We start from the raw sequence: 22,074 nt of genomic DNA, 5'->3' as shown, positions 1-22,074 counted from the left end.
ATAGCATTTGAGGTAGCCTTGAACATGCAACACAAAGAAGTAAAAAAAGTCGTCATTTTAGGTGGTGGTACTGCAGGTTGGTTGTCTGCAGGTTTAATTGCTGCCCAGCCCCATTTAACTCACAACGCACAGATCACCCTGATTGAGTCGCCCGATATTGCCACCATTGGTGTCGGTGAAGGTACTTGGCCAACCATGCGACAAACCTTAAAAACCATCGGCATTAGCGAAAGTGAATTTATTCAACGCTGTGATGCGTCTTTTAAACAAGGCTCACGCTTTGATGGCTGGTGCGACGATGAAGGCGACGCACATTATTACCACCCGTTCAGCTTACCGGTGGCATATCAGCAATTAAATATTGCACCTTACTGGTTTGCCAACAAAGATGCCGTGAGTTTCAGCCACGCGGTGGCAAGCCAAACCTACTTATGCGATCACCATAAAGCACCAAAAAACCACTTGCATAGCGCCTATCAAGGTGAAGCAAACTATGGCTATCATTTAGATGCAGGTAAGTTTGCTATGCTGCTACAACAGCACTGCACCACAAAACTAAACGTTGAGCATATCGTCAGTCATGTTGAATGTATCAATAGTGATGAAGATGGCTATATTAGTTCATTGCAAACCCGCGATCATGGCACTATTGCGGGTGATTTATTTATTGATTGCTCTGGCACCCACGCAAAGCTGTTACATCAACATTACGGGATAGAGCTAATTGAGCAACACGATGTGTTATTTAACGATCGAGCCGTTGCCGTACAGGTGCCCTATTTAAACCCGCAGCAAGAGATCCTTTCTTATACCAAAGCCACTGCGCAAGATGCCGGTTGGATTTGGGATATCGGCTTACAAAGCCGCCGTGGTCTAGGTATGGTGTACTCAAGTCGTTTTGCCAGCAGCGAAGATGCGAAACAGGCGCTTAGCCAGTACATTGCAAAAACCCAGCCTGGTACCGTGCAAAATGAACTGACATTTCGTGAAATTAGTTTTACGCCCGGCTATAGACGCCGTTTTTGGTATAAAAACTGTTTAGCTATTGGTATGTCTGCAGGCTTTATTGAACCACTTGAAGCCTCAGCGTTAGTCATGGTGGAGCTTGGCCTGAATAACTTACTTGCTAATTTCCCAACACATCGTGCTGCAATGCCGACACTGGCAAAGCGGTTTGATGAGCAGTGCCATTATCGCTGGCAACGTATCATTGAATTTTTAAAGCTGCATTATGTGTTGTCAAAGCGCACTAGTCCCTATTGGCAAGCCCATAAAGAGGCAAACTCAATCCCTCTGCAACTTCAAGAAAACTTAGCACTTTGGCAATATCAAAGTCCGTGGTTAAACGACTTTGACCGTGCTCAAGAGGTCTTCTCTGCAGCCAGTTACCAGTATGTACTTTATGGAATGAAGCAATTGCCACAATTTCCTGTACTTGCAATGCCAACGGCTATTATTGAGCATTTTAGTGCTAACCAACAACAAGCCAAACGCGGATTACAACAACTACCCACTAACCGCGAGCTGTTAAATCATATTCAGCAATTTGGTATACAACCTATTTAATCTCAGCATTAGGAGGCCCAATGGCCAATCATGTCTTACTTGATAACATCAGCCATAAAGACCTAAAAGTGATCACCACACGCGGTGCTAACTGGGGCGACAATATTAGCTGCGCTACCGTATTTCCAAGTGAGTTTGCTAAAGTTCAAGCAAATCAACCTATCGTATTTCGTAAGCACCCGCAAACAGGTCAATTCGAAGCCCTCGCTTTATTTGGTTTTGAAAATGGCGAGAACTTGCTGCTTAACGAGCAAGGCGAATTGCAACTGAGTTACTTACCGCTAAGTATGCAGCGCCAGCCATTTTTAATTGGCCAACAAACCCAGTATAACAATGGTATTCCTGAGCAATCTCTGGTGGTACATATTGATTTAGACAGCCCACGTATAAGCACACGCGATGGTGAAGCCATTTTCCTTGAACATGGTGGGAATAGCGATTACTTAAATCATATTGCTCAAGTACTTAACGCGTTACATCAAGAACACCAAACAATTAATCACTTTTTTGAACGTTTGCTAAGCGTTGAATTACTCGAAACGTTTAGCATTGAATATGCTCAAAAAAATGGTGAAAAAGTCACTGTAACTGGCTTCTATACCATTAACCAGCAGGCACTAAATAACTTAACTGCTGAACAACTCAAGCAGTTACAACAGCAAGGAGACTTGCAGGCTATTTATATGGTGCTGGCATCAATGGAGCAAATTCCTCATTTGCTTAATAAAAAATGGGCTAGGCAGTAATGTTTGCGGCTGCGCCAATAAAAGAATGCCAAGCTGCAAGCATTGCTGATCTAAAAGCGTTTTTAGCTGAGCTAACTGAGCCACTGGTAATAAGAGATCTCTGCGCTGATTGGCCACAAGTCATTGCAGCTAAGCAAAGCTCTAAAAGCGCCCTAGACTATCTTTTAGGCCTTGCCAATAACGCCCCAGTACGCAGCTTTAGTAGCGACGCAATTCATCAAGGTCGCTATTTTTATAACGCTGATTTCACGGGACTTAATTTTTCACAGCACGCCGATAACCTACTTTCTGTACTACAAAAATTAGCAATATCACTCACACAAACCGACAGTGATTCATTGTATATGGGCTCTACAGCTGTGGAGTATTGCGCTCCTAGCTTTAGCCTTAAAAACCCATTAACAGTGACCGATTATAACTGCTTAACCAGTCTCTGGGTGGGAAATCATAGTCAGATTGCGGCTCACTATGACAACGCCGATAACCTAGCTTGTGTTGCTGCAGGTGAGCGTACGTTTACTCTATTGCCAACTGATCAGGTCAATAATCTTTACGTTGGTCCACTCGAATTTACACCCGCTGGGCAAGCAATTAGCTTGGTTGATTTTAATAACCCCGATTTCAGCCGCTTTCCACGCTTTAATGAGGCTGTAGCAAAAGCGCAATCGGCAACTCTTGGCCCTGGCGATGCTATTTATATTCCAGCGCTTTGGTGGCATCAGGTTAGCGCAACCAGTCCGTTTAATGTGTTGGTGAACTATTGGTGGCGACAAGCCCCAGAGTATTTAGCAAACCCATTTGATGCCATGCTACATAGTATGCTGGCAATTAAAGACTTACCAAACGAGCAAAAACAGAAATGGCAGCAACTCTTTAATCATTATGTGTTTGCTGATGATGTGGATTTAGCAAGCCATGTTGCTGAGCCTGCGCAAGGGATATTAGCGGATATCGACGAACTAACGGCCAGAAGAATAAGACAGCTATTACTACAAAAGCTCAACCGATAGAATGAACCAAAAGCCAGCGGATGCAACGAGTTCGGCGAAGCATCTGCAGGCTCTTGGTTCATAATTTATTTACCCTTAATTTGTACTGCTGATGGTTGTGTTGTTGCGCAGCCAATGCCTGTTTCACTATTTTTACTACATTGAAAAACACGCACGTAATCCACCAGCATTTGCTTAGGGTACCCCGTAAAATCAACACCTTTGTCATTCACATTTGCTGGCCAGTTTCCGCCTACTGCAAAGTTAAGAAGTAAATGAAAACGCTGATCAAATGGAGCAAAGCCAGTATTTTCTATAAACGAGCCGTCTTGTTGTTGTGATGTTGGATACCACTGGTCGTGGCGAAATGTCGCATAGTGAACATCATCAACATACCAACGAATTTCATCTTGCTGCCATTCTAGGGCATACACATGAAAGTTATCAGCTGGGTTATTAGCTTCGCTGAAACGGTACGGCGTACCGCTGTAAACATTTTTAGGTGCAGGACCACCATAATGCAAGGTGCCGTGTACGCGCGTTTCAAGGCTGCCTGCTGGCGTTGTTTTGTCATCAGTGAGAGTCTTTAAATTAACTGCTTCCATGATGTCTATTTCGCCTGATGATGCCCAGCGACCATAACGCCAATCAGTCGGTAACATCCAAATTGCTGGCCACGCGCCTTGCCCTGCTGGCAATTTAGCGCGAATTTCAAAACGTCCGTATCGCCAATCAGCTAAGTTTTTAGTGCGTAAACGTGCTGAAGTGAACGGCTGAGTCGCTTGTTTTTCTCGCTCAGCATCGCTGCTCACTTCATCGCTATTATGCAATGGCCCAGTGTATTGCTCTTGGCGAGCAACAATATGCAATATGCCATCTTTAACAAAACTGTTTTCGCTACGCGCGGTATAGCATTGCTGCTCATCATTACCGCCACCTCGACAATTTACTTCGTGTTGCCACTTAGTTAGGTCGAGATCATTTTGCGAAAATTCGTCTTGCCAAACTAACTGCCAGCCTTCTCCTAGGCTGGCTTTGACAGGCGCTGGGGTTTGCTGACAGGCACCAAGCGCACCTGTTAGCAAAATAACAGCATACGATTTTACTGACATGAGAGCGTTGCATCCTCGATGTGCGCACTCGTTACTGATAGTTTAGCAATCGATACGTGCCATGCACCTTCAGTGGCTAATTGCCAAGGCGAGAATACTTGCCCAAGCTGCACACCTTGCTCTGCAAAGCAGCTCAAATCTACGGTTAGCGTTTGCCAATCATTTGCTGCTTTAAAGTGTTTGCTAATATCAAATTGGCCGTCACAGTTTTCACCACATTGCATTCCCAGCATCAGCGGCGCATCAGCAGCTTGGTCTATCTTAATTTGCATTTGCAGTTGACCCGCTTTTTCAACGTATGAACGTAAATCCGATGGGAACGCCGCCATTAAACGAACTGCAGCCGCTTCTTTACCATTAAAGCTGATTGCGCGCGCATCTTCTTGTACGTCTTTATCAAAGGTTTTTACGCTAACCGCATTAAGTGCTGCACGGCTACTGGTCATGGCTTGTAACGCAGAACCACTTTGTAGTTGCAGTGACCACGGTGCTTTTACGGCACGTTCAAATAATACTAAGTCTTCTAATTTAGCCGCGACGTGTGATTTTTCGCTAAGGTCATCCGCTAACGTGTTTTTATCTTGATACGTTAAACCAAAGCCATAAGGTAGTAGTGGCGCGTAATCTTTATCACCACGGTTTTCGTTACCTACCGGGTTATTTGGCCATGAGAACGATAACTTACCTTTAAAGTCATGATTGATAGAGCCATCTTGCTTTTTAAAGATAACATCGCTGATTGCATCACCTTCACTGCCTGGTAACCAAGTTGCGACAAACGCATCACTGGCATTCAGCTCTGCATTCACCCACATTGGGCGGCCACTAATAAATAGCGACACCACAGGAATGCCGGCATCTTTTAGCTTTTTAAGCAGAGCTAAATCAGTTTTATTACCGCGTTGGTATTCAAGGTTATCTAAATCACCATTACCTTCTGCATATGGTTGCTCACCGAACACCACAATCGCGACATCTGGCTTAGATTCAAATTCGCCATTCACATTGTATTGAACCTGACCACCTGCTTGCTCAACTGTATTTTTGATGCCATCAAAAATTGAAGAACCACCCGGGAAGTCACTATTCTCATTACCTGTACCCTGCCATGTGATTGTCCAACCACCTGACTGCATACCGATGTTATCAGCGCCTTTACCGGCAACTAATACATTGGCATTTGCTGATAGCGGTAACAACTGTTGTTTATTTTTAAGTAGTACCAGTGATTCACGGACTGCTTGTTTTGCAACTGCGCGATGTTCTGCACTACCAATGATCTCTGTTTTACCTGAAAGCGGACGCTTAGCAGGGCTTGGCTTATCAAACAAACCTGCGCGCATTTTTACACGTAAGATACGCGTTACTGCATCATCGATGCGACTTTGTGCAATTTCGCCACTTTTAACTTGCTTAATAAGGTTTTCGTAAAGTGGTTTCCATGCATCTGTCGGTACCATGTACACATCAAGACCGGCATTTGCTGCTTGCGCACAGTTGCCATTAGTACAACCCGGAATTTGACCGTGGCCGTTCCAGTCACCAACAACAAAACCATCAAAGCCCATTTTGCCTTTTAGTACGTCGGTAAGTAGGTATTTACTACCGTGAATTTTTTCACCGTTCCAGCTGTTGAATGACGCCATTACGGTTTGTGCACCCGCACCTAACCCGCCAACATAACCTTGCGCATGAATATCAAATAACTCTTGCTCAGATGCCGTGTTATTACCTTGATCATCACCGCCTTCAGTACCACCATCACCTAAAAAGTGTTTCACGGTACTTATCACGCGCTTATCAGATAAAAAGTCTTCATCAACCGCACCTTGCAACCCTTTAACAATGGCTGCCGAGTATGCTTTCACAATTTCAGGGTCTTCAGAGTAGCCTTCATAAGTTCGACCCCAACGGTCGTCACGAACAACTGCAACTGTTGGTGCGAACACCCAATCGATGCCGGTTACCATCACTTCTTGCGCGGTAGCGGCTGCAATTTTTTCGATTAACTCGGGATTGTTTGTTGCACCTAAACCAATGTTATGTGGAAATAATGTCGCACCAATGACGTTATTGTGACCATGCACGGCATCGGTACCCCACATAGTCGGGATTGAGCTACCATCAAGCGAGTCATCGATTGAGGCTTGATACATTTTTTCAGCAAGATCAATCCAGTCTGCGGCACTGGCATGTTTATCATTATTTGGGAATGCACCACCACCATTGAGGTAGGAACCAAAGCCATATTTACGCATATCTTCAACGGTAATATCGCGAATTTCTGGCTGGATCATTTGCGCAACTTTTTGCTCAAGGGTCATATTTGCCAGCATTTTAGCAATTTTGGCTTCCATTTCTGGGTTTGCAGCAATACTCGTTTCAATGTTTGGCCAAATTTCTTGCTCAGTGTTCACGTTGGTCACCTTATCTTGCCCAGTACAACCTAGCATGCTGACGCTTGCCATCATTAACGAACAGAGAGTGAATGTTTTTTTCAATTTCATTTTTGCACCTATGAAGTCTGAGTCGATACTTTTGAGCCAACAAGCGCAAAGTAAGTAATATATAAATAACAGGCGATAGGTAAGAACAACGCCATTTGCACACCAACAGAATCGGCTAACACACCTTGTAGTAATGGGATAATTGCCCCACCTACAATCGCTAAACATAAAATACCTGAGCCTTTTGAGGTGTATTTGCCAAGGCCATGTAGTGCAAGGCTGAAAATCGTCGGGAACATAATCGAGTTACATAAGCCAACCAATAAAATAGCCCACATAGCAAGACTACCTTCACCTGTCATAGCAATTGCAACAAGTACTACTGCAAGCAAGCCATGACATGCCAACACCTTACCTGCATTAAACTTCTGCATCACAGCAGCACCAATAAAGCGACCCACCATGGCACCTGCGAAATAATAACTAATGTAATGAGCGGCTTCTTTTTCTGCGAGGCCAGCAATATTATCTAACGTCAAAAAGCCCACCAAAAAGCTACCAATCGCCACTTCTGCGCCCACATAAACAAAGATACCGATGGCACCTAAAATGAGGTGGCGATAACGCCAAACACTGCCTAAATCAACAAAGTCTTCTAAATCTTGATGTGCCGCTTCACTGTCACTTTCTTTACCTAGTTTTGGCAGTTTTAAAAACGCAAAGATAACCGCAAGCACGAGTAAACTTAACGACAACATTAAATAAGGGAGTTTCACTTCTTCAGCCGTGGCTTGGCTTACCTCAGATAAAATCAACCACCCACCAAAAATCGGTGCGACGGTCGTACCTAGTGAGTTGAATGCTTGTGTCATAGTCAAACGCGAAGATGCTGTTTTTTGCGGGCCAAGTACACTTACATAAGGATTTGCAGATACTTGTAAAATAGTAATGCCCGAAGCAAGTACAAACAAAGCCAGTAAAAATAATTCGTATACATGGGCAACCGCAGCAGGGTAAAACAGCGCACAGCCGATAGCTGCAACCACTAAGCCGACCACAATGCCAAATTGATAGCCAATGCGACTGACCAACTTGCCAGCAGGGATCGACATCACAAAGTACGCACCAAAAAAGCAAAACTGTATAAGCATGGCTTGCGTATAATTCAGCGAAAACATCCCTTTTAAGTAAGGGATCAAAATATCATTTAAACAAGTAATGAACCCCCACATAAAAAATAATGTGGTCAAGGATGCCAATGCAAAATGTTGCTTTGGCATTGCCGCTTGACTCGCGTTACCCGAAACAGGCGTTGAAACATGGGCCATAATTTTATTCTCTAGTTATTTATATTTTTCAGTTTGTTACATCAGCTCTAGTGCTAAATCATGATGAATAAAAAAGCAAAAAACTATTGCAACATAAAATGTAAGCGCTTACATTTATAACATATAAATCATATATAGCAATTTATTTGCAATAAAATTGTAAGCGCTTACACCATTTGCAGCTCTGTACTTTGGTTTGTCTTACAAACACTATGCGAAGGACGACTAATAACTGTGTATAAATCAATTTCTCTTTTGCCAGACTCATTTTTACTCAAACCTGAATTTACTTTTGGTGTTGCGACTGCGTCGTTTCAAATTGAAGGCGCACGCAGCCAGCGTCTAGATTGTATCTGGGATACGTTTTGTGAAAAGCCGGATGCAATTGCCGATCAAAGTCATGGCGATGTAGCATGTGACCATGTTGCACGTTGGCAGCAAGATGTCGATATGATTGCTGACTTAGCCGTAGATGCTTACCGTTTATCAATTTCTTGGCCACGGGTCATGAATCAAGATGGCACGATAAACAAACAAGGTATGGCATTTTATGTTCAGTTATTAACGGCGTTAAAAGCACGTAATATTAAAACTTACGTCACTCTATACCACTGGGATTTACCTCAATACCTAGAAGATAATGGTGGCTGGTTAAATCGTGATACAGCCTATAAATTTCAAGAATATGCCGAACTTGTTACTCAACACCTTGGCCACTTAGTCGATTCCTTTGCGACCTTGAATGAGCCCTTCTGTAGTGCCTACTTAGGTTATGAAGTGGGTGTACATGCACCAGGTATAAAATCACAACAAGCAGGCCGACAAGCAGCGCATCACTTACTGCTCGCCCATGGCCTTGCCATGCAAGTGTTACGCAAAAACTGCCCAGACACAGAAGCGGGTATCGTATTAAACTTCAGCCCAACTTATCCTTTGACTGCGGATGATAAAAAAGCCGCAAAACTTGCCGATCAATACCATAACCAGTGGTATATCAAAGCGGTTTTAGAAGGCACATACCCTTCTTTATTTGATGAGTTGGCTGATGAGGTTAAACCGACTATTCTTGCTGGCGATATGGCGATTATTAGTCAAGCCGTCGACTTTATTGGCGTTAACTATTATACCCGCATACACTACAAAAATACTGCTGATGGCTGGTTTGAAGAAGCAAGCCTTGCGAATGTTCGTGTTACCGATATGGGCTGGGAAGTTTACCCACAAGGTTTAACTGAGCTTTTGGTATCACTGCATCAGCAATATGATTTACCAAAAATGTATATTACCGAAAATGGCGCAGCCATGGCCGACACCTTAGAAAACGGTGAAGTGAACGACATTGAACGCGTTGATTATTATCACACTCACTTAAATGCAGTCTGTGATGCAATTCGTCAAGGTGTTGATATTCAAGGCTACTTTGCGTGGAGTTTAATGGATAACTTTGAATGGGCGTATGGCTACGAAAAGCGCTTTGGATTAGTTTATATTGATTACCAAAGCCAACAACGCATTTTAAAAGAAAGCGCAAAACAATACCGTGCGCTGCTCATACAGCGATAAAAATAACAACAATCGAGAACACACATGCTGACAACAAAAGAGAAAATAGCCTACGGATTAGGTGATACAGCAAGTAACATTATCTTTCAAACAGTAATGTTATTTTTAACTTTTTTCTACACGGATATCTTTGGTATTTCACCTGCTATTGTTGGCACCTTGTTTTTGGTGGTGAGAATTGTTGATGCGATTACCGACCCACTAATGGGCGCATTAACCGATGCCACGCGAACTAAATGGGGAAGTTATCGCCCTTATTTACTTTGGCTCGCTTTACCGTTTGGGGTGATCAGTATGATCACCTTCACTACGCCAGACCTACCAGAGTCAGGCAAAGTCATTTACGCCTTTGTCACTTATACTTTGCTAATGCTGGTTTACACAGCCATTAATATTCCTTATTCAGCGTTAGGCGGAGTATTAAGTGGCGACCCTAAAGAGCGTGTGTCGATTCAATCTTACCGATTTGTGTTTGGCATGCTGGGCGGCCTAATAGTTAGCGCCTGTACCCTGCCGTTGGTAAATTGGCTAGGAAAAGGTGATAACGCCACAGGCTACCAACTAACCATGGCCTTAATGAGCGGCTTAGGTGTCATCTTATTCTTGATTTGTTTTCGCTTTACCAAAGAGCGTGTTGTAGCTCATAACAGCTCATCGTTGAGTTGGAAGAACCGCATGAGTACACTTTGGCAAAACGGCCCATTTAAAGTATTGTGCTTTGCTGCACTTATGCTGTTAACCAGTATGGTATTACGTACAACTCTGGCAATCTATTACGTAAAATATGTGCTTGGTGAAGCCGAACTGGTCACTTATTTTGTCACTATCGGTATGATAGGTAATATCCTAGGTTGTGCGTGTGCAAACCCGCTAAGTAAACGTGTTGATAAGAAAACAGCCTATATTCGTTTGCAATATATCTCTGCAGCAATCAGCTGTGTGGCGTTTTGGTTACCAAGCGAACAACTGATACTTGCTTTTGCAGTATACTTTTTATGGTGTTTTTTCACGCAAATGGCAACACCACTACTGTGGGCAAAAATGGCCGACACGATTGATTACGGCCAGTGGAAAACCGGCGAGAGACTAACAGGGCTTGTCTACGCAAGCGTGGTCTTTTTTATTAAACTCGGCCTTGCCCTCGGCGGTGCCATAGCCGGTTGGTTACTAGCGTTTTATGGCTATGAGGCCAATACAGAGCTTAGTGAACATACGCTGTCAGGCATTTTAGTTTCATTTACGCTTTATCCAGCAATTGGCAGCGTGCTTGTCGCTTTAATTATGAAAAGGTATATTCTTGATAATCAAACCGTTGAGCAAATCAGTGCCGACTTATCATTAAAACGTCATCCATAATTGGGTTTTAAAAAGGAATAATATGGCCACCATTTACGAGGTGTCGAAACTAGCTGGAGTGTCTTTAGCAACTGTTTCGCGAGTAATGAATAACAATGCGAATGTCAGTGATGCTACTCGTAAAAAAGTCACTGCGGCAATGAGTGAGCTTGGCTATAGACCAAACTCTATTGCGCAATCATTAGCGTCGAATTGTTCAAACAGTGTTGGTCTACTTGTTTCTGAATTACAAGGTCCCTTTTACGGTCCTATGATGAGTGGTATTGAGAATATTTTTAGAAACCAAGGTAAACATGTAATCATTGCTGCTGGTCACAGTGATGAAGAGCGAGAACAGCAAGGCATTGAGTTCCTAATAAGCCGTAACTGTGATGGCCTTATTTTGCATGTTGAAGCTGTCAGCGACGATTACTTAATCAAGCTGAGTAAGGGCCGTGTACCATTTGTGCTCATTAACCGTTTTATTCCAGAATTAAGCGACCGTTGTATTATTTTAAATAACATCAAAGGTGGCTACCTTGCAGCCAAACATGTTCTAGAGCAGGGTCACAAAAATATAGCCTATATTAGTGGCCCACTTTGGAAAAAAGATGCTCAAGATCGTCTAGCTGGTCACAAACAAGCGCTTGCTGAATTTAATTTATCATTTGATGAACAACTGCTTTATCAAGGTGATTTTATGGAAACCAGTGGCTTTGAGGGATTAAAAACAATCTATCAACAGGGGGGGTCATTTAGTGCCGTTATTTGTGCCAATGATGAAATGGCGACGGGTGCCATCGCCAGCGCCAGAGAGCTTGGCTTAGCCCTTCCAGAGCAGCTATCAGTGATGGGCTATGATAATGTATTTTTCACGCGCCACATTTATCCGCCTCTAAGTACTATTAACTATCCAATCAATGAAATGGGGAAAATGGCTGCAAACTGGGTTCTAAACCACGTATATCAAAAGCAAACAGAGCCTCTGCAAACTATGTTTGAGCCAAGCCTTGTTGCTCGACAATCAATTAAGCACTGCCCTCAATAAGCTCTGTCAGTAAACCTAGGTTAATTGGCTTTAACAGAACTTGTTCAATGTCCAACTTCTCTATTTTCTCTGGCTCAGGCTCTGCCCCACTGACAATAACCAAGGTTAAGTTGGGGTAGCGTTGCTTGAGCTGTTTTGCTAAATCTAAACCACCACCATCAGGCAAGTGCATATCAAGCAGTACTTTATCAAACTCAGCGTCTTCATTTAGGGTATTTAAACACGCTTCACAGCTAGCAGCGATTACCGTTTCCACCCCAAGGCTTTCTAATAAAAGCTGGGTGATTTGCGCTGCATCGGTGTCATCTTCAACTAATAAATAACGGGTACTTTTTTGAGTCATCGCCGGACTGTCATCATGCTCAATGACAGGCTCTGTTTTACCTTCGCAAATATAATGATTCAACACCTGATAAAGCAGCCCCGAATCAACGGGCTTGGCGATCATGTCATTAAAACCAAGCGCTGATAGCTCACTTTTAACCCCTTTCATGGTCGCAGCTGTCAGTGCGATAATCGGCTCTTTATAACCCATTTTACGAAGCTCAATTGTCGCCTCTTTGCCGCCCATAACAGGCATGTGTAGGTCGATAAATACAATATCGAAAGCTTTGCCTGCTTGTTCTGCTGCAGCAACCTTTTCAATCGCATGTTTGCCATTTTCAGCGTATTCAACATCAGCCCCAGTACTTGCGATCATGTGCCCTACCAAAATACGCAAATCTTTAAGGTCATCTACGACAAGTACACGCCCACTCGTTGACAGTGTTGTTAACTTTTGATGGCAGTCGGGGTTAGAGTCAAACGTCAGCAATTGGCGCTCAACATCACGAATGTTGCCAGGATAAATAGATAAAGTAAATTCAGAGCCGACCCCTTGAGTGGACTCAAGCTCTATTGAACCTTGCATACGTGTAAGTAATTCAGAACAAATAGCAAGGCCTAGTCCTGCACCACCGACATCACGCGATTCAACATCGGCAATTTGTTCGAATGGCTTAAAAATCAGTGCCTGCTTTTCGGGTGCAATGCCAAGCCCTGTATCTTTAATACTGAAGAACAGCATCTCGCGCTCATTAACCCATGCAGTCCATGCACGCACAACGATCTCACCTTGGTTAGTGAATTTAATCGCATTATTAATGATATTGATGAGGATTTGGCGAAGACGAGTGGCATCAGTATTAATAATTAAAGGCAGTGCCTGTTGTGACTCAAACCTAAGCGATAAGCCCTTATCTACAGCTGACACTCGCATTAAAGTGTATACGTCAGCCATTAAGCTATCGAGATTAACATCACAGCAGTTGAGCTCTAACTTATCTGCCGCAATTTTCGATAAATCGAGTACATCATTAAGTAGGCTCAATAGGTGCTTACCATTTCGGTAAATGACCCCAAGTTCATTATGCGCGTGTTGGTTTTTTTCGCTTTGCATCAACAGTTCGGTATAACCTAATATTGACGATAAAGGCGTGCGTAACTCATGACTTAAATGCGCTAAGAAGCGATCTTTCGAGCGATTTTCAGCTTCAGCTTTCAAACGTTCAACACGCTCATCTTCTACATCCCGTCTAGCTAGTGCATAACGAATTGCACGGGCAAAGCGGCTTGAACTCATTTCGTTCTTAACTAAGTAGTCAACAGCGCCTGCATCAAGTGCAGCAGAGTCTAAGGTGTCATCCGATTGGCCTGTAAGCATAATGATAGGGCCACGAAACCCATTAGCAACCGCACTTTTTAGTACTTCAAGTCCATCAGAAGCACCGAGTCTATAATCCAATAAACAAATATCGTGTTTATTTTCACTCAACACATTAACAGCTTCTTCAGGGCAGCTAAGCCATTCAACATCAAATGTATGGGAACCCAATTGCTCTAAGTAATCACAAGTAAGAATATAATCATCTTCATCATCTTCAACTAAGAGTAGTCGGGTTACCTTATCTAACATTTGTTGTCCTTTTTAGTCGTTTTGAGGGGTTGGTAATTCAACAAATTCAACCCAGTACTTACCGAGTGTTTTCATCAAATCAACCAAACCATCGAAGGTCACAGGCTTTGTGATGTAAGAAGCAGCGCCTAAGTCGTAGCCTTTAACCATATCTTCTTCTTGCTTTGATGTAGTTAAAATAACAACCGGAATACCTTTTAAATTTGGGTTTGATTTAATCGCTTCTAATGCCTCTCGACCATCCATACGCGGCATATTTAAATCAAGCAGAATAAGCCCTGGTCGAGGAGAATTCTGCTTATCGCTAAACTTCCCCTTACGCTCTAAATATTCAAGTAACTCAACGCCATCTTCGACAAAAAATAACTCATTAAGAACGCGGCTTTCTGCAAGCGCATCTTGAGTTAATAAACGATCGTCCTCATCGTCATCAGCCATTAAAATGGTAATAGGTTTAACTTTGTTAAGTGGCATCTAAGCCTCTCCTTGTAATGTGAAAAGCGATGTTTCCACGGGTAGTTTAAGAATGAAGGTTGCCCCTTCACCAACGCGACTGCTCGCCGTAATTTCTCCACCATGACGCTCAACTATGCGGCGACACACAGACAAGCCGATACCTGTACCTTTGTATTGCGAACGACCATGTAACCGCTGAAATGGTACAAATATTTTTTCAAGATATTCTTCCGAAAAGCCAATGCCGTTATCTGATATGGTGATAACTTCCCATTCAACATTACTATTATGGTTCGGACTAAATTCTTCAATACGCTCATAATCAATGCTAATAAGCGGTGCGACATCTTCACGTCTAAATTTCACTGCATTGGACAAGATATTTAAGAAAAGCTGTAGCATTTGGCTTGGGTCAGCCTGAATATGCGGCAACGTCATAACACTGACCTCTGCACCAGCTTCTTTAATCGCGATTTCTAAATCATCCAACACTTCATCGACGATACTGTTTAGGTCTGTGTCAGTGAAATCTTTACCCCGCGTAGTTACACGTGAAAACTCAAGTAAATCATTTATAAGGTTAGACATGCGCTGAGCGGCATTTTTCATTCGGCTGATATAATCAATGCCTTTTTCACCAAGTTCATTCTTAAACATACTCTCAAGGCGATCACTAAATGCTTGAATTTTTCGAAGCGGCTCTTGCAAATCATGGCTGGCTACAAATGCAAACTCTTCAAGCTCTCTATTAGAGCGGCTAAGCTCATCAGCATAAATCGTCAGTTCTTGAGTACGTTCATCAACTTTCGCGGCTAAGCTTTCATTTTGTTTTTCTAATTCTAAGTGATATTTAGCAGCATTCTGTAGGTTAGTTCGCGCTAAAATAAACATACCGATTAACAGCAAAGAGCTGGTCACAGCCGTGATAGCAAAGGTGATTTTAGCTTCATTTTTAATTTCAGAAAGGGCGGCAAACGTTTCAATTTTAAAGTTAAGCTCACGCATTTGAATTTCATTAACCGCAGTACGAATATCTTTATACAATTCGCGCCCTTTGTCTGTTAGCAATAAACGACGCGCTTTCACGTCTTTATTTTCTAAGGCAAGATCGGTTGTTTTAGTCATCACTGCAACCTTATCATTTACAAGATAGATAAGGCGGGCAATACGATCGGCTTGTCCAGGTATTTCTGAGTGCAAACTTTTCACAAGCATAATTTGTGCTTGCATGGAAGCCATAGCATCCGTGTATGGCATTAAATAGTCCTCACGGTCTGTCAGCAAATAACCTCGCTGCCCAGACTCAGCCTGTACAACAGACAAGTGCAACTGCTCAATAGCTGTGTTTAATGAATTTGTGTTATCAAGACTACTTTGTGTGTCGCTTAAAGAGCGTATGCTATTAATTGCTAAAAATGCATTCGCCACAACGATACACAAAACAACACTAATAAACCCTGCCCAGCTAACTGTTATTTTACCCTTTTGCTTATGCATTTTTTTCCCAGTTTCTATGCTGCTTACTCATCGGAGTGAGTGTCACTTATTTTTTGTAGTTGCTCGCTACATTGCTGGCAATTAATAATTATTTTATCAAGGGCCGCGAGTGCTTTATCTTTCGGCATATCATTTTCTAATACGAGCTTAACTAACTCTGCATTCATCGAAATACGGTTTAAAGGTGCACGCGCATCATGCACCAACTGACGTAAAGACTCGTTATTATTCATAGCTATCCTTTTATTTGTATTCTCCAATACCGCCGTATGCATTCAAACGGTTATACAGTGTTTTTGTGCTGATCCCCAACATCTGGGCGGCAATTGTCTTGTTACCTTGTACTTTATCTAAAGTTGCATGGATCAACTCTTTTTCAACTTCTTCAATCGTTTGCCCTGCCAGCACTTGATTATTTGATTGAGTCTCTTTGTTTACCCGCGAAAATGGTGACTCTAGCGAGTCTGGCAAGGTAATAGTGCTTCCTTTTGGATCACTCATAATAAATGCACGGTGGATAGCATGGCGCAATTCTCGTACATTACCAGGCCAGTCATGCCCTTCAAGTACCTTTATCTGACTTGCTTGCCATTTAAAGCTGGTTCCATTTTCGTCATTTAGTTGATCTAAAAATGCCTCTGCGAGCAATGGAATATCTTCTTTTCGCTCGCGCAGTGGGGGAATATCAATTGGAAAAACCGCCAAACGAAAATAAATATCTTCGCGGATCACGTTATTTTGTGCAAGGTCAGTTAACGTTCTATTGGTTGCTGAAATAACACGGCAGTTTACCGCTTGCTCTTTCGTGCCACCAACACGCGTAACCCTTTTACTTTCAAGTACACGTAATAAGTTTGGCTGCATATCAATAGGCATTTCTGTTACTTCATCTAAAAATAACGTGCCCCCTGCGGCTTGCTCAAACACCCCTTCTTTACGAGCGACAGCTCCCGTAAACGCCCCTTTTTCGTGACCGAATAACTCACTACCAATCAGTTCTTTCGAGAATGCACCACAGTTAGTCGCAACCAAAGGACCATCGCACTGCGTGGCGTTGTGAATTGCTTGTGCAACCACTTCCTTACCAGCACCACTTTCACCCATTAGCATAACGTTAGCCGATGTTGCCGCAACCCGCTCAATCATAGTGTAAAGCTTTTGCATAACCTCTGACTCGCCAATTAGGGTGCCAAAATGACGCTTAATACTCGGTGTTGCTTTTTTCTTAGTATTGGCTTTTTTAGGATTTAAAACCCGTTCAATATCTTCGCGTTGGAGTGGTTTTACAAGGTGTCCCACATTAGGCTCACACATTTCTGCGAGCTTACCTTTCACTGACGGATGACCCGAAATTAAAGTAACGCGAGGAGATTGACCAATTAGTTTAAGATGCTCAAGTAAATGTAAGCCGCTGCCATCTGGTAGCATAAAGTCTAAAAAGACATGATCAAATGTATTGTTCTTAAACCACTGTTCTGCTTCTGCAAGATTTGCGGCTGTGTTTATATTATGACCTAGGAACTCGACTATATGACATACAACTTCACTAAACTCACTATCATCATCAACTAAAAGTACGTTTAACATATTAATTCCCTAAGCTTTTTCAACCATTCTACGCATTTATTTGGAAATGAAAACTATCTGCGCCGAACTACAAACCAATACTTTTAAACTATATTACCCTACAAGTACCACTTTAGGGTAAGTTTAATTAAACTTTCATAACCCTGTATGATGCAGATCTATAGATTAAGCCAAGCTGTATACTATGAAACTATTAAGAAAAGTTACCCACCCTAGCATTAATGACGAAAACAAAAGTCAGTTTACCCGTGAAACCGCCCGTGCGATTATTTTAAAAGGTGAAAAAATCCTCCTACTTTATACTGCTCGTTATGATGACTATAGCTTGCCTGGCGGCGGAATTGACACAGGTGAAAGTGTTGAAGAAGGATTAATACGCGAGCTGCAAGAAGAAACGGGGGCGCAAAATATTAAAATTAAAAAACCACTTGGCCTCTATGAAGAATTAAGGCCTTGGTATAAAGATGACTTTGAGTGTATACACATTAAATCCTACTGCTACTATTGCGACATCGATGAGCAGTTGGCTCTGCCAAAAATGGAGCACTACGAAATACAAAATGGCATGCAACCCAAATGGGTAAATATCCATAGTGCAATTGCTCACAACGAAACCACAATGGCAATGAGCGAGAAGCAAGGTTTGTCGATTCAGCGAGAAACTTTTCTACTCAAACTCATCGCTAAAACTATATAAAAATGAATACATTATGTTATGGCGTTACTGTTTTTGGATTAACATAAAAACGCCATAATCCCAGAAGATTACTCAACAGGAAAACGGTTTCCATGACCACCGCAACAGGCGAAAAAATAAGTAAGTTGTGCGTGATCCAACAAACAGTCCCCACAACCATCAAGCAACGAAGTAATAGATCTTTGCTCTGAAATGAGGCATATGTTTGAACCAAGGTCGCAGTCAGAGCAATAAAACTGAACCAACTTTGCCATGTAATAAGCACTGCAAAAACACTTAAACCCATAAAGCCATACATTACCCACTGCTTTCGAGCAAAAATGCAGTAGCCGTAGCGTAGAGCAGCTATCAGCATTAGTGCCGCTGCGCTTAAATTATCAAGCAACAAAAAATGTATCGACGTTAGCAAAACCGAGCTAAACAAACACATTAAAATAATCTGACGAGATTTAAACTGGAACGAGGCTAAATCGAGTAAAGTAGCAACAGCAACCAAACATTGCGACAAAATAAACATGACAACTCCTGAAAAAACAGCAGTGTAATGCGCCGCACTCTATCGCGCCTTAACTTAAGTTAAGACGCTTACGAATTCGTGATAATGAAATAGCGGAAATACCAATATACATTGCAACTTCTGTTAAGCTCAACTGAGCCAACCAATGGGGCTTTTTAGCAAGTAAATATTCATAACGTTGCTGTGGGGAGTTAAGTAATAAAAAGGCTTCCTTTGCTTCTTTGAATAGCAACTGCTGGGTAACAAGTTGCTGCTTCATCATTTGATTCAAAGGCTGCTCAAGTAATGTAAGCGGTACTTTTATTACTTTAGCGTCACGAATGACTTTAAGCTGATAAAGAGCTGGCGTGTGTGTTAACCAATTACCATAGAGCAAGGCAAATTCATCTTGAAAGTAAAACTCTTTGCACTTTTGCCCACCATTTTCACTCGCATGGAGTGCTCCGAGTACACCCGATAAAATAAGATAACCATGAGTTTGCAGCGCTCCTTGCCTTAAAAGCACGTCATCACGCACATAACGCTTGATTGGATAGCTCCCCGCTAACTGGTGCTTTAATTGCTCTGCAAGTTGCTGGTAGCTATCTCCCAGTTCAAGTAACTGCGTATCCGTCAATCTTGCCATCCTTGCATTAGCAACTGAGTGATCTTTGCTGCGCTCACCCCATCACGGTTAATAAATTTTTCTCCGCACCAAAGGGGCGAAAAACCACTATCATTGTTTGCTTCTGCATGAGTTCGTAATGCCGTGATTGCGATCGATGCATAAGGAAAAGGAGGTACATGTTGAGGAATTGCGCCTAACTCTTCCATCACTCTATTCGTTATCCCGCGTGCTGCACGTCCTGAAAATAAAGTCGTAAGTTCAGTGCTGCCTACTTGCTGAGACATTAATGCTTGGCGGTGTAACGAGCTTGTTGTTGCCTCTTCTGTCAGTAAATAAGCACTCCCCACTTGAACTGCAATCACACCTAACTTTTGATAGAAACTCACATCCTCTGGCGTTGCAATGCCCCCCGCTGCAATTGTTGGGATATCAAGTTCGACACAAGTACGAACCAACTCTTTGGTGGTCAGTTGCAATGATAAATCCATCGATAAAAAATGACCTCGATGACCACCAGCCTCAAGCCCTTGTGCTATTACAGCATCTGCCCCACTCTCAACTAACCATTTAGCTTCTGCTAGTGTAGTTGCAGATGAAATCACCTTGCCACCCCACTTTTTAATTTGCGAAATAATGGCTGCTTCAGGTAAGCCAAAATGAAAGCTGATCACTGGCGGCTTATAAGGTGCTATCACATCAATAATGTCTTGATTAATTGGCTGGCGTGAGGCAACGGTTGAAAGTGCCGATGTATCAACATCAAACTCCTCTAGGTAAGGAGAAAGTAAGGTATGCCAAGCAGCTTGCTGCTGTTTTGTATAAGTTGGAGTATGGTGACAAAAGAAGTTTAAATTGTAAGGCTTGTCATTGGCATTACTTAAATACTCAAGCTCACTTACCAATTGCTCTTTAGATAACATTGCACAAGGTAAAGACCCCAACCCACCCGCTTGGCAAACAGCCTCTGCTAACCTTGCATTTTGTACTCCAGCCATGGGGGCTTGAATAATCGCCAATTCTGTATCGAAGTATGATTTTTTCATTGCCTATCCTTGTAAGTTTTGCATCTGTTTGCAGTTTTTACATAACCTGCTTATGAGCACTTGAATAAATATAAAAATAAGCCATAAAAAACAAACAGATAAATAAATATAAAAGTGGTGTTCGCCTTGCAGGTTACCCTTTACATTTTTTGTAAGGAGATAATGATGACTGACACTGTAACCACAATCAATCCGACTACAGAGCAACCTCTCGAAACATATACTCTCTTGTCTTTAGAAAAGGCGCAAGCAGAAGTAGATAAATGCCATGAAGCATTTAAAGCGTGGCGTGAAACATCATTAACTAAACGCGCAGAGCATCTCAATAAGCTAGCCAGTATTATTGAGTCGAATAAGCAAGATATTGCACAGCTTATGACAGATGAAATGGGCAAGCTTTATCAGCAAGGTTTACAAGAAGTTGAGCTATGCGCTGCTATCTGTCGCTATACCGCTGAACAGGGCCCAAAAGTACTAGCAGATGAAAAGCGTGATATGCAAGGCGGCCATGCAATCGTTACCTATCAGCCAATAGGCGTTATTTTGGGTATTCAACCTTGGAACTTCCCACTTTATCAAGTTATTCGTTATGCCTGTGCAAATATTATGGCGGGCAATACGACGGTATTAAAGCATGCAGGTAATGTATTTGGCATGGCTGAAAAAATTGAACAGCTATTTGCACAAGCAGGCTTCCCAGACTATTGCTTTAAAAATCTTTTAATCGATGGCAAAACGGCCAGTGAATTAATAGAACACAAAGCGATTCGTGGCGTTACGTTCACAGGCAGTGATGGCACTGGTAAAAAGGTTGCTGAACGCGCAGGGAAATATGTGAAGAAAACCGTCCTCGAACTTGGCAGTAACGATGCGTACGTTGTACTGGATGATGCTGATCTTGAAACCGCTATCAGCGCATGTACACAAGGTCGTCTAATAAATAACGGGCAAACCTGTGTGTCTGCAAAACGCTTTGTGGTTGTCGATGCGCTTTATAGTGATTTTAAAGCAATGATCAAAAAGCAATTTGAAAATACAAAAATGGGCGATCCTAATGAAAATGATAGCGATTTAGGTCCAATGGCTCGTGAAGACTTGCGCGACAAGCTACATCAGCAAGTCAAAGAGTCTATTGAAGCGGGTGCTGATGCAGTGGTGGGAGGTGAAATCCCCGAACGTGAAGGTTTTTATTATCCTGCAACCTTACTTGAAAATATTAAGCCTGGCATGCCAGCGTATGATGACGAACTGTTTGGCCCTGTTGCATCTCTTATCAAAGCCAAAGATAACGACGATGCTATGCGCATTGCAAACGACTCCCGCTATGGTCTAGGCGGTGGTATTTTCTCGAAAAATGAAAAGCAGGCTATTGAACTTGCCAAACACCACTTTGATACAGGCATGGTCAATATCAATGGCTATGGCTTGGCGCAACCAAATCTGCCTTTCGGTGGCGTAAAAGATAGCGGTTATGGCCGTGAGCATGGCGGTTTTGGATTACGCGAATTTGTGAATATAAAAACCGTTATGGTCAATGAATAACAACAAGGGCTCAATTGAGCCCTTTTCTTTTACTTACTAT

At 42.5% G+C, this 22,074-nt stretch carries 19 protein-coding genes; 8 read left to right on the top strand and 11 right to left on the bottom strand.

Going from position 1 to position 22,074, the window contains the following annotated elements; genetic code table 11:
• Window positions 1-24 precede the first annotated feature (24 nt).
• From LY624_RS03800 to LY624_RS03790, 3 genes are read left to right on the top strand one after another with little or no spacing between them, the layout of a single operon-like run.
• Window positions 25-1,566 carry a tryptophan halogenase family protein gene (locus LY624_RS03800; protein WP_341803897.1) on the top strand — a complete coding sequence of 514 codons (1,542 nt, stop codon included), beginning with the start codon at window positions 25-27 and terminating at the stop codon, window positions 1,564-1,566.
• A 20-nt stretch (window positions 1,567-1,586) separates the two neighbouring features.
• On the top strand, window positions 1,587-2,312 hold the full coding sequence (locus tag LY624_RS03795; protein WP_341803896.1) for a SapC family protein: 726 nt from the start codon (window positions 1,587-1,589) through the stop codon (window positions 2,310-2,312).
• A complete protein-coding gene (locus LY624_RS03790; protein ID WP_341803895.1) occupies window positions 2,312-3,322 on the top strand; it encodes a cupin-like domain-containing protein in 1,011 nt (336 codons plus the stop codon). The genes LY624_RS03795 and LY624_RS03790 overlap by 1 nt, the downstream gene beginning before the upstream one ends.
• Before the next feature lie 65 nt (window positions 3,323-3,387).
• Here the strand turns inward: LY624_RS03790 and LY624_RS03785 are convergent, their stop codons facing one another.
• The 3 genes from LY624_RS03785 to LY624_RS03775 are packed head-to-tail and all read right to left on the bottom strand — an operon-like array spanning window position 3,388 to window position 8,188.
• Window positions 3,388-4,413 (bottom strand): glycoside hydrolase family 16 protein, encoded by a 1,026-nt coding sequence (locus tag LY624_RS03785; protein ID WP_341803893.1) that lies wholly within the window; start codon window positions 4,411-4,413, stop codon window positions 3,388-3,390.
• Entirely contained in the window at window positions 4,404-6,920 is a 2,517-nt protein-coding gene (locus tag LY624_RS03780) for a glycoside hydrolase family 3 protein (RefSeq protein WP_341803892.1), read from the bottom strand. Before LY624_RS03780 ends, LY624_RS03785 begins: the two co-directional genes overlap by 10 nt.
• Window positions 6,921-6,928: 8 nt before the next feature.
• Window positions 6,929-8,188, bottom strand: coding sequence for a sugar MFS transporter (locus tag LY624_RS03775; protein WP_341803891.1), 1,260 nt, complete (start codon window positions 8,186-8,188; stop codon window positions 6,929-6,931).
• Window positions 8,189-8,422: 234 nt separating this feature from the next.
• Here LY624_RS03775 and LY624_RS03770 point away from each other — a divergent pair, with 234 nt between their 5' ends.
• From LY624_RS03770 to LY624_RS03760, 3 genes are read left to right on the top strand one after another with little or no spacing between them, the layout of a single operon-like run.
• Window positions 8,423-9,751 (top strand): GH1 family beta-glucosidase, encoded by a 1,329-nt coding sequence (locus LY624_RS03770; protein ID WP_341803890.1) that lies wholly within the window; start codon window positions 8,423-8,425, stop codon window positions 9,749-9,751.
• Between the two features lie 24 nt (window positions 9,752-9,775).
• A complete protein-coding gene (locus LY624_RS03765; protein ID WP_237120114.1) occupies window positions 9,776-11,107 on the top strand; it encodes a glycoside-pentoside-hexuronide (GPH):cation symporter in 1,332 nt (443 codons plus the stop codon).
• Window positions 11,108-11,129: 22 nt separating this feature from the next.
• Window positions 11,130-12,134, top strand: a complete 1,005-nt coding sequence (locus LY624_RS03760) for a LacI family DNA-binding transcriptional regulator (protein WP_341803889.1) — start codon at window positions 11,130-11,132, stop codon at window positions 12,132-12,134.
• On the opposite strand, the gene LY624_RS03755 is transcribed toward LY624_RS03760, so the two are convergent.
• Genes LY624_RS03755 through LY624_RS03735 form a run of 5 tightly spaced genes read right to left on the bottom strand, consistent with a single transcriptional unit; the run spans window position 12,115 to window position 17,628 of the window.
• Window positions 12,115-14,088: a response regulator gene (locus LY624_RS03755; protein WP_130150804.1), complete on the bottom strand. Its 1,974-nt coding sequence runs from the start codon at window positions 14,086-14,088 to the stop codon at window positions 12,115-12,117. The genes LY624_RS03760 and LY624_RS03755 overlap by 20 nt on opposite strands.
• A 12-nt stretch (window positions 14,089-14,100) precedes the next feature.
• A complete protein-coding gene (locus LY624_RS03750; protein ID WP_130150803.1) occupies window positions 14,101-14,562 on the bottom strand; it encodes a response regulator in 462 nt (153 codons plus the stop codon).
• Entirely contained in the window at window positions 14,563-16,041 is a 1,479-nt protein-coding gene (locus tag LY624_RS03745; RefSeq protein WP_130150802.1) for a sensor histidine kinase, read from the bottom strand.
• Between the two features lie 23 nt (window positions 16,042-16,064).
• Window positions 16,065-16,274: a histidine kinase gene (locus tag LY624_RS03740; RefSeq protein WP_130150801.1), complete on the bottom strand. Its 210-nt coding sequence runs from the start codon at window positions 16,272-16,274 to the stop codon at window positions 16,065-16,067.
• Window positions 16,275-16,284: 10 nt separating this feature from the next.
• Complete coding sequence (locus LY624_RS03735; RefSeq protein ID WP_130150800.1) at window positions 16,285-17,628, bottom strand: sigma-54-dependent transcriptional regulator; 1,344 nt, start codon at window positions 17,626-17,628, stop codon at window positions 16,285-16,287.
• A gap of 184 nt (window positions 17,629-17,812) precedes the next feature.
• On the opposite strand from LY624_RS03735, the gene LY624_RS03730 reads away from it, so the two are divergent.
• A complete protein-coding gene (locus LY624_RS03730; RefSeq protein WP_130150799.1) occupies window positions 17,813-18,325 on the top strand; it encodes an NUDIX hydrolase in 513 nt (170 codons plus the stop codon).
• A 16-nt stretch (window positions 18,326-18,341) separates the two neighbouring features.
• On the opposite strand, the gene LY624_RS03725 is transcribed toward LY624_RS03730, so the two are convergent.
• Genes LY624_RS03725 through LY624_RS03715 form a run of 3 tightly spaced genes read right to left on the bottom strand, consistent with a single transcriptional unit; the run spans window position 18,342 to window position 20,492 of the window.
• Window positions 18,342-18,842 carry a YgjV family protein gene (locus LY624_RS03725; protein WP_130150798.1) on the bottom strand — a complete coding sequence of 167 codons (501 nt, stop codon included), beginning with the start codon at window positions 18,840-18,842 and terminating at the stop codon, window positions 18,342-18,344.
• 49 nt (window positions 18,843-18,891) lie between these two features.
• Complete coding sequence (locus LY624_RS03720; protein WP_240701236.1) at window positions 18,892-19,467, bottom strand: Crp/Fnr family transcriptional regulator; 576 nt, start codon at window positions 19,465-19,467, stop codon at window positions 18,892-18,894.
• Complete coding sequence (locus LY624_RS03715) at window positions 19,455-20,492, bottom strand: NAD(P)H-dependent flavin oxidoreductase (protein WP_130150796.1); 1,038 nt, start codon at window positions 20,490-20,492, stop codon at window positions 19,455-19,457. The genes LY624_RS03720 and LY624_RS03715 overlap by 13 nt, the downstream gene beginning before the upstream one ends.
• Window positions 20,493-20,657: 165 nt before the next feature.
• Between LY624_RS03715 and LY624_RS03710 the strand changes: the two genes are divergently transcribed.
• Window positions 20,658-22,034, top strand: a complete 1,377-nt coding sequence (locus LY624_RS03710) for an NAD-dependent succinate-semialdehyde dehydrogenase (protein ID WP_130150795.1) — start codon at window positions 20,658-20,660, stop codon at window positions 22,032-22,034.
• The last annotated feature ends 40 nt before the right edge of the window (window positions 22,035-22,074 follow it).

This window comes from Pseudoalteromonas sp. N1230-9, from assembly GCF_032716425.1.
Taxonomy (GTDB): Bacteria; Pseudomonadota; Gammaproteobacteria; order Enterobacterales; family Alteromonadaceae; genus Pseudoalteromonas.
This window is presented reverse-complemented; position numbering and strand designations above follow the sequence as displayed.